The sequence below is a fragment of the Crocosphaera watsonii WH 8501 genome, from assembly GCF_000167195.1.
In the GTDB taxonomy this organism is placed as follows: Bacteria; Cyanobacteriota; Cyanobacteriia; order Cyanobacteriales; family Microcystaceae; genus Crocosphaera; species Crocosphaera watsonii.
Map to the genome: position 1 here is coordinate 1 of NZ_AADV02000174.1, position 8,548 is coordinate 8,548.

Genomic DNA, 8,548 nt, shown 5'->3' on the forward strand with positions numbered 1-8,548 from the left:
GGGTCATGGCTGTGTTAGCGTCAGTGACTATCCTTAAGGAGTGGATGTACATTCCGTTCTTCAAGCCATCAATAGTACCACCCATTTAGGGTGAGTTCTTGATATAACGGCAGCCGGAGCCTTGTAATACTGTGAGATAGGGAGACTGGGAGAGGGGGAGACTGGGGGACTGGGGGACTGGGAGACTCGGGGACTGGGAGACTGGGGGACTGGGAGATAGGGAAGCAGAATATTAATATTGTTTTTAGTCTTCCCTGTTGCTGAGCTTGTCGAAGTACACTTCCCAGCCTTCCCACACTCCTTATTTAATCAACTTTTCAAGCTTATCCGAACAGTATTGAGCGAGAGGGGGAGATTTTCGAGAAATGATCTCTATATTTTCACCCCGTCACCCGGTCACCCCGTCACCCCGTCACCCCATCACCCTCCCCCCAGGGCAATCGCATTAAAATCTGAGATGCGTGATCCAGTAAAGATTTTAGAGTTTCAGTACAAATGAACGGCGATCGCGAAACCTCTTATGCAGTCAGCTTTTCAAAAATTAAATGCGATTGCCCTGCCCCCCCAAACTGTTTTGATGCGCGAGCGTCAACTCCTAAAAGAGAGAAAACAATCCGATTTTATGCTAATAATAATCAGATTGTCCTTAATCGTTTTATAACTTAAATCATGAGCTTTTTAGCAGTTTATGAATCTCATTTTACCAAACATTTAACACAAACACAGTTCGAGGCTTTTAGAATTTTACTGTGGTTGCTGACAGTACATAAACAGGTTAGAATAGAAAGGTTAGCAGCTTGTTTTCCTTTACCAATACTTTATCAAAGTCGTCGTAAACATATCCAGAGATTCCTAGTTTTGTCAGCTTTAGCCATTCCCATATTCCGGTTTCCTGTGATTAAAGCTATTATTTGTAAAGAATTTAAGACTGGCTCTCGTCTGATTATAACAATTGACCGAACCCAATGGAAAGATAAAAATGTTTTCATGGTTGCTGTTATCTGGAAAAAGCTGGCTTTACCCATCTATTGGACACTTTTAGGGAAAAGAGGAGCCAGCAGATTATCTGAACAACAGGCATTAATTCAACCTGTTCTTTGTCTTCTAAAAAACTATGAGTTAGTCATTCTTGGAGACCGAGAATTCCACAGTGTTAAATTAGCCTATTGGTTGAAACAAAAAAGTAAAAAACAAAAGTTATTCTTCGCTTTTCGTCAGAAACAAGGTACAAACCAGAAAAAAGATGATGAAGATTATCAAACTTTTTCGCAGTTAGGAATGAAACCTGGGATGAAGATGTTTTTAACTGGGGTTTCAGTCACTAAAAATAAAGGGTTTGGAAACTTTAATGTGGGAGCATATTGGAAAAGAAAATACAAGGGCAAACAGGAAAAAGAGCCTTGGTTTATTCTTACCAACTTAGACAGTTTATCAGAGGTCTTGAAAGTCTATCGAGCCAGGGCAGGTATTGAAGCTATGTTCAAGGATTGTAAGACAGGGGGTTATAATTTGGAGGGAAGTAAAGCCAATAATAAACGACTAAATTCCTTGATTTTATTAATAGCGATCGCTTACACTGCTACTTCTTTAAAAGGCAAAACATTTCGACAAACCAATCAAGGAAAATATATTGCTCGTCTAACTGAAAAATCAAGACGTGACCGAAGACATAGTAATTTTTGGATAGGACTTTATGGCTCTCTTTGGATTCACGCTTGGGAATTTTGCTCTGATTTTATTTCAATTATGATGAGCAATAATCCCCAGAAACTCAACAATTATAAAAAAGGGTTACAAGCCATATCCATAATAGATAAGACGGCTTAATTCCCCTATTTTATCTTAACATAAAATAACCAGTGGAAGATGATTTATTTTAGATGTAACTATCCAAAATAAACCAATTTTTATTATTTAATAAAAACTAATATTGCCCAAGGGGTTGATTTTGAGCATCAACCCTGTGGGGGGGAGGACGGTGTAACCCTCCTCCCCCCCACACACACGGCAAGAATGATTATCATTATTGTTTATTCTCAATAAGCCCTCTAGTTTTTGACAATTTATAGAGCGATCGCCACGGCTGAAACCCTCTTTCAATCAGGGTTTTAACGGGCTTGTCACCCCGTGAGGTAAAGGTATCGTCTCCTGACTGTCCATAAACACGGTTACCACCCTCACCAGACTCAGTATCAATGAAGTCATTTCCTGCACCACTGAAAGCCAGATCGTCAACACCATCAAAACCAGGAGTTACACTTGCATCTAAGGTTTCATCCCCTAGACTACCAAATACAGGGGGTTCAGCACCTATGGGTACATCATTAACGATGATTGTTACAGTGGCTATGTTAGAATCGTCAGTGCCATCATTGGCTTGATAAGTAAAGGTATCAGTGCCGTTAAAGTTGGCATTAGGAACATACTCAAAAGAGCCATCTGTATTAAGGGTTAAATTGCCATTATTTGGTGCATCTACCAACAGAGAAGTTAAGGTATCTCCATCAACATCTGTGTCGTTTCCTAACACACCATCTGCTGTTTCAATGGTTAAAGTTGTGTCTTCATCCACACTGTATTGATCATCACTAGCTACAGGAGCATCATTAACAGGATTAACCGTTATAGTTACAGTAGCTGGAGAAGAGTTTAATTCCCCATCATTGGCTTGATAAGTGAAGGTATCAGTGCCGTTAAAGTTAGCATTGGGAATATACTCAAAAGAGCCATCTGTGTTAAGATTTGGACTTTGGATAAAAAACAATCGTTAGCGTAAATTTTACGCTAAACATATCTCCAAAGCTAAAATAGAGAATTAAGGTGATTTTAAAAACTCTCTTTCCATCTTTTTAGGGGATTTTAAATATTAAATAGCTTCATTCAGTTTCGGTTCCAATATAGATATCTAAGTAGCTTTCCGTTAGAGATTGAATGACTCGTTCTAATTCATCAATGAGATTTCTTCTAGTGAGTTTTTCTACAGCATCAATATGAGCAGAACTTCCGGCTCGTCCTAAATATTTATATTTGGTTTTTTTCTCATTATTAGTGGCCATAGGAAAAATTGATTCAGCAGCCTGTAGTTTATAATACCAGTAGATTGTTCCCTTTCCATTAACCTGATAACGAATAATATGACAATTAGCTGGTGCTACTTCCCCTTCCCGTTCAATTTTCTTTATTTTCTGTTTAAGAGAGCGAATTAGGGTTTGCTGAATAAAAGCAAAACCCTATTCTTTAAAAGGTTACACCCATATTCGCGATCGCAAAAAAGATCAGCTTTGTCGGCTACAAACCGCTATAATTGGTAGAAACACCTCCCAGTTGTTGGTCAAGAACAAATGTATCGAAAAGAGGAGCAACCTTTACCGCCCCCAGAAAAATTTGAATTACCTTTCGAGGGCAAATTGTCCCCCAATAATCGTTGGGTAATCATGGCAGAGTTGATACCTTGGGATGATTTTGAGGAAGAATATGCTAAACTTTTTTCAGCAGAAAAAGGTGCGCCAGCCAAACTATTTAGAATGGCATTAGGGACATTAATTATTAAGGAAAAATTAAGAACAAGTGATAGAGAAACTATAGAACAGATTAGAGAAAATCCCTATCTACAATACTTTATAGGTTTAAATTGTTATCAACAAGAGCCACCACTGGAATCTTCAATGCTAGTTCATTTTAGGAAAATAATTGATGGAGAATTGATAAACAAAATCAATAAAAAAATAGTAAAAAGAGAAATAGACAAGAGTGATAAAGAAGTAAAAAAAAAGGATTGTCTCCAAGAAAAAAGAGAAAAAATAAAAAATAAAGGTAAACTAATTTTAGATGCGACTTGTGCGCCAGCAGACATCAAATACCCAACGGATTTAGGCATATTAAATCAAGCCAGAATTGAGACAGAAAGAATAATAGATAATCTTTATAAACCATTAAGAGTAAAATTGAGAAAAAAGCCGAGAACTTCTAGAAAAATTGCTAGAAAGGAATACTTAAAAGTAGCTAAAAAACGAAAAGTATCTTATCAAGAAAGAAGAAAAGCTATCGGGAAACAGTTAAAATACCTTAAGAAAAATTTAGGAAATATAGAAGACTTAATTCAAGCTGGGGCTTCCCTGGAAAATCTGAGTAAAAGACAGAAAAATTGTCTAGAGACTATCAAAAAAGTTTATGAACAACAACAGTCAATGTGGGAGAATAAGACCCAGAGTGTTCCTCAAAGAATTGTAAGTTTAACTCAACCGCATATTCGTCCAATAGTGAGGGGAAAAGCAGGAAAACCAATAGAGTTTGGAGCTAAACTCTCAGTAAGCTGTGTAGATAACTATGTGTTTCTAGACAAAATAAGTTGGGAAAACTTCAATGAATCTTGTCATTTAAAAGAACAAGTAGAAAAGTATAAAGAAACGTTTGGCTATTATCCCGAATCCGTCCATGTAGATAAAATTTATCGAACTAGGGGAAACAGAAATTGGTGTAAGGAAAGAGGGATAAGAATCAGTGGTCCGAAGTTAGGAAGACCTCCGAAAAATGTCAGTGAAGAAGAAAAGAAACAAGCCCACTCCGATGAATGCTTCCGTAATGCTATTGAGGGAAAGTTTGGACAAGCTAAACGAAGATTTAGCCTAAATCTCGTGATGACAAAACTCCCTGAAACCTCCATTATATCTATTGCTATTACATTTTTAGTTGTCAATCTTTCTAAACTTCTGAGGCAGTTTTTGTCGCTTTTCTTGTCCTTATTTACTAATAATAGAACAGGGGAACTCATCAAACCGCCTTTTATTAATTTTGATTATACTTTAAACAATTTTTATGTACTAAAACTTATTGATTTGTCAGAAAATTCTTGGTCAAAAGTGGCATAAATTTTGGAGAAACTTTTTCAGCAAACCCTAATTAGGGTTTGCTGAATAAAAGCAAAACCCTATTCTTTAAAAGGTTACACCCATATTCGCGATCGCAAAAAAGATCAGCTTTGTCGGCTACAAACCGCTATAATTGGTAGAAACACCTCCCAGTTGTTGGTCAAGAACAAATGTATCGAAAAGAGGAGCAACCTTTACCGCCCCCAGAAAAATTTGAATTACCTTTCGAGGGCAAATTGTCCCCCAATAATCGTTGGGTAATCATGGCAGAGTTGATACCTTGGGATGATTTTGAGGAAGAATATGCTAAACTTTTTTCAACAGAAAAAGGTGCGCCAGCCAAACTATTTAGAATGGCATTAGGCACATTAATTATTAAGGAAAAATTAGGAACAAGTGATAGAGAAACTATAGAACAGATTAGAGAAAATCCCTATCTACAATACTTTATAGGTTTAAATTGTTATCAACAAGAGCCACCACTGGAATCTTCAATGCTAGTTCATTTTAGGAAAAGAATTGATGGAGAATTGATAAACAAAATCAATAAAAAAATAGTAAAAAGAGAAATAGACAAGAGTGATAAAGAAGTAAAAAAAAAGGATTGTCTCCAAGAAAAAGGAGAAAAAATAAAAAATAAAGGTAAACTAATTTTAGATGCGACTTGTGCGCCAGCAGACATCAAATACCCAACGGATTTAGGCATATTAAATCAAGCCAGAATTGAGACAGAAAGAATAATAGATAATCTTTATAAACCATTAAGAGTAAAATTGAGAAAAAAGCCGAGAACTTCTAGAAAAATTGCTAGAAAGGAATACTTAAAAGTAGCTAAAAAACGAAAAGTATCTTATCAAGAAAGAAGAAAAGCTATCGGGAAACAGTTAAAATACCTTAAGAAAAATTTAGGAAATATAGAAGACTTAATTCAAGCTGGGGCTTCCCTGGAAAATCTGAGTAAAAGACAGAAAAATTGTCTAGAGACTATCAAAAAAGTTTATGAACAACAACAGTCAATGTGGGAGAATAAGACCCAGAGTGTTCCTCAAAGAATTGTAAGTTTAACTCAACCGCATATTCGTCCAATAGTGAGGGGAAAAGCAGGAAAACCAATAGAGTTTGGAGCTAAACTCTCAGTAAGCTGTGTAGATAACTATGTGTTTCTAGACAAAATAAGTTGGGAAAACTTCAATGAATCTTGTCATTTAAAAGAACAAGTAGAAAAGTATAAAGAAACGTTTGGCTATTATCCCGAATCCGTCCATGTAGATAAAATTTATCGAACTAGGGAAAACAGAAATTGGTGTAAGGAAAGAGGGATAAGAATCAGTGGTCCGAAGTTAGGAAGACCTCCGAAAAATGTCAGTGAAGAAGAAAAGAAACAAGCCCACTCCGATGAATGCTTCCGTAATGCTATTGAGGGAAAGTTTGGACAAGCTAAACGAAGATTTAGCCTAAATCTCGTGATGACAAAACTCCCTGAAACCTCCATTACATCTATTGCTATTACATTTCTAGTTGTCAATCTTTCTAAACTTCTGAGGCAGTTTTTGTCGCTTTTTTTGTCCTTATTTACTAATAATAGAACAGGGGAACTCATCAAACCGCCTTTCATTAATTTTGATTATACTTTAAACAATTTTTATGTACTAAAATTTATTGATTTGTCAGAAAATTCTTGGTCAAAAGTGGCATAAATTTTGGAGAAACTTTTTCAGCAAACCCTAAAGTAGACATAAAAAATTCTAACAAATGAATAATTGGTATGATAGTTTAGTTTAAACAACTTTTATTTTTTTGGAGTTAATCAGAAAGATTATGCTAAATCTATCATTTTATTTACCGCTAAAGAATAACAAGAAAGAAAAAAGAAATAGAATTTGACTTGAAACCTGTATTTCAAATCCTTTGCTAGATGTAGAGTATTTTTGTTTCTGTTTTTATTATATGTTATGTGTCAAATAATTGTTTTTTTCCGACTCTTTTAATAACTGAAGATTATGCGACTCTTAAATTTCTAACCTTAGGCGATCGCTCTATTTTGATTCGTCTTACTGTAGCGCAATAGTTGATCCAAGAATCTTGCTAAGCTAGAAGTTGGGGCATCAGCGAATACCCCTATGTTTCTCGCTAAATTAAAATCACTTAACAATGAGCGATCGCTTAACCCAAAGTTGGCAATGGCAGTCTGCAGAAGGGCTACCCTATTTAACCTGTTCCCTACTGCAAGCTTGGCCCCACGGTTTTTTTACACAACCGTTTTATCCGAAAACCCCTGAAGACTTAAGTAAAGTTCTTGATCCTGAAGCGGATACCTACCGTATTAAACAGGTTCATGGTAACCGTGTTTTGTCCCCTAGTGAGATTAAAGAAGAGGCCACAGAGGATACTTTTGCCTCGGCTGATGGTATTATTGCTAACCTGGAAAAACAAGCGATATGGGTTGCTAGTGCTGATTGTACCCCCGTTTTGATCGGGGATGAAGTCACAGGTAATATTGCTGCCATTCATGCAGGGTGGCGAGGAACTGCTCAACGGATTGTACCAGAGGCCATAACCCGTTTACAAGCTTGGGGCAGTGCTATAGAAAATTTACGCATTGCCATGGGACCGGCTATCAGTGGAGAGGTGTATCAGGTGTCTGAGAAGGTGGCAGCAGAAGTGGGGGCTAGTTTGTTCCAAAAGGAGAAAATAGACAGCTTAGAGGGCATTTTAAACCCCTTAGCCAAGATTTCTACCCCCCCCATCCTACCCGATCCCAAACCAGGAAAAGTCCGTTTAGATGTGCGTCGTATTAATCAGTTACAACTAGAACAATTAGGTATTAAAAGCGAACAAATCAGCATCGCTCCTTATTGTACCTATCAATCCCCGTCTCATTTCTTTTCCTATCGTCGTAGTAAAGAAAAAAAGGTGCAATGGTCAGGAATCGTCAGCAATTAATAATTAATAGTTAATAATTAGGGTTTGCTGAATAAAAGCAAAACCCTATTCTTTAAAAGGTTACACCCATATTCGCGATCGCAAAAAAGATCAGCTTTGTCGGCTACAAACCGCTATAATTGGTAGAAACACCTCCCAGTTGTTGGTCAAGAACAAATGTATCGAAAAGAGGAGCAACCTTTACCGCCCCCAGAAAAATTTGAATTACCTTTCGAGGGCAAATTGTCCCCCAATAATCGTTGGGTAATCATGGCAGAGTTGATACCTTGGGATGATTTTGAGGAAGAATATGCTAAACTTTTTTCAGCAGAAAAAGGTGCGCCAGCCAAACTATTTAGAATGGCATTAGGGACATTAATTATTAAGGAAAAATTAGGAACAAGTGATAGAGAAACTATAGAACAGATTAGAGAAAATCCCTATCTACAATACTTTATAGGTTTAAATTGTTATCAACAAGAGCCACCACTGGAATCTTCAATGCTAGTTCATTTTAGGAAAAGAATTGATGGAGAATTGATAAACAAAATCAATAAAAAAATAGTAAAAAGAGAAATAGACAAGAGTGATAAAGAAGTAAAAAAAAAGGATTGTCTCCAAGAAAAAGGAGAAAAAATAAAAAATAAAGGTAAACTAATTTTAGATGCGACTTGTGCGCCAGCAGACATCATATACCCAACGGATGGGGATCCTCTAGATCTAAACCAGGATCAAGCTGCACTGCCGTTTCCCCATCC

The 8,548-nt window shown here is 36.7% G+C and carries 7 protein-coding genes; 5 read left to right on the forward strand and 2 right to left on the reverse strand.

The genetic code is table 11. The annotated features are described in order from the left end of the window. Positions 1 to 669 precede the first annotated feature (669 nt). Entirely contained in the window at positions 670 to 1,827 is a 1,158-nt protein-coding gene (locus CWATDRAFT_RS27375; protein ID WP_007308039.1) for an IS4 family transposase, read from the forward strand. Between the two features lie 196 nt (positions 1,828 to 2,023). Here the strand turns inward: CWATDRAFT_RS27375 and CWATDRAFT_RS27380 are convergent, their stop codons facing one another. Beyond that, positions 2,024 to 2,764 (reverse strand): cadherin-like domain-containing protein, encoded by a 741-nt coding sequence (locus CWATDRAFT_RS27380; protein ID WP_007308043.1) that lies wholly within the window; start codon positions 2,762 to 2,764, stop codon positions 2,024 to 2,026. Between the two features lie 112 nt (positions 2,765 to 2,876). Further along, a complete protein-coding gene (locus tag CWATDRAFT_RS32460; protein ID WP_042712601.1) occupies positions 2,877 to 3,218 on the reverse strand; it encodes a hypothetical protein in 342 nt (113 codons plus the stop codon). A gap of 123 nt (positions 3,219 to 3,341) precedes the next feature. Here CWATDRAFT_RS32460 and CWATDRAFT_RS27390 point away from each other — a divergent pair, with 123 nt between their 5' ends. The 4 genes from CWATDRAFT_RS27390 to CWATDRAFT_RS27405 all read left to right on the forward strand — a co-directional run. Continuing rightward, on the forward strand, positions 3,342 to 4,868 hold the full coding sequence (locus tag CWATDRAFT_RS27390; protein ID WP_007308040.1) for an IS5-like element ISCwa2 family transposase: 1,527 nt from the start codon (positions 3,342 to 3,344) through the stop codon (positions 4,866 to 4,868). Between the two features lie 170 nt (positions 4,869 to 5,038). After that, a complete protein-coding gene (locus tag CWATDRAFT_RS27395) occupies positions 5,039 to 6,565 on the forward strand; it encodes an IS5-like element ISCwa2 family transposase (protein WP_007308041.1) in 1,527 nt (508 codons plus the stop codon). 454 nt (positions 6,566 to 7,019) lie between these two features. Beyond that, positions 7,020 to 7,811 carry a peptidoglycan editing factor PgeF gene (gene pgeF, locus CWATDRAFT_RS27400; protein ID WP_007308042.1) on the forward strand — a complete coding sequence of 264 codons (792 nt, stop codon included), beginning with the start codon at positions 7,020 to 7,022 and terminating at the stop codon, positions 7,809 to 7,811. A gap of 156 nt (positions 7,812 to 7,967) precedes the next feature. Beyond that, positions 7,968 to 8,548 (forward strand): transposase (locus tag CWATDRAFT_RS27405; protein ID WP_042712604.1); only part of this gene is annotated, 581 nt, incomplete at its 3' end.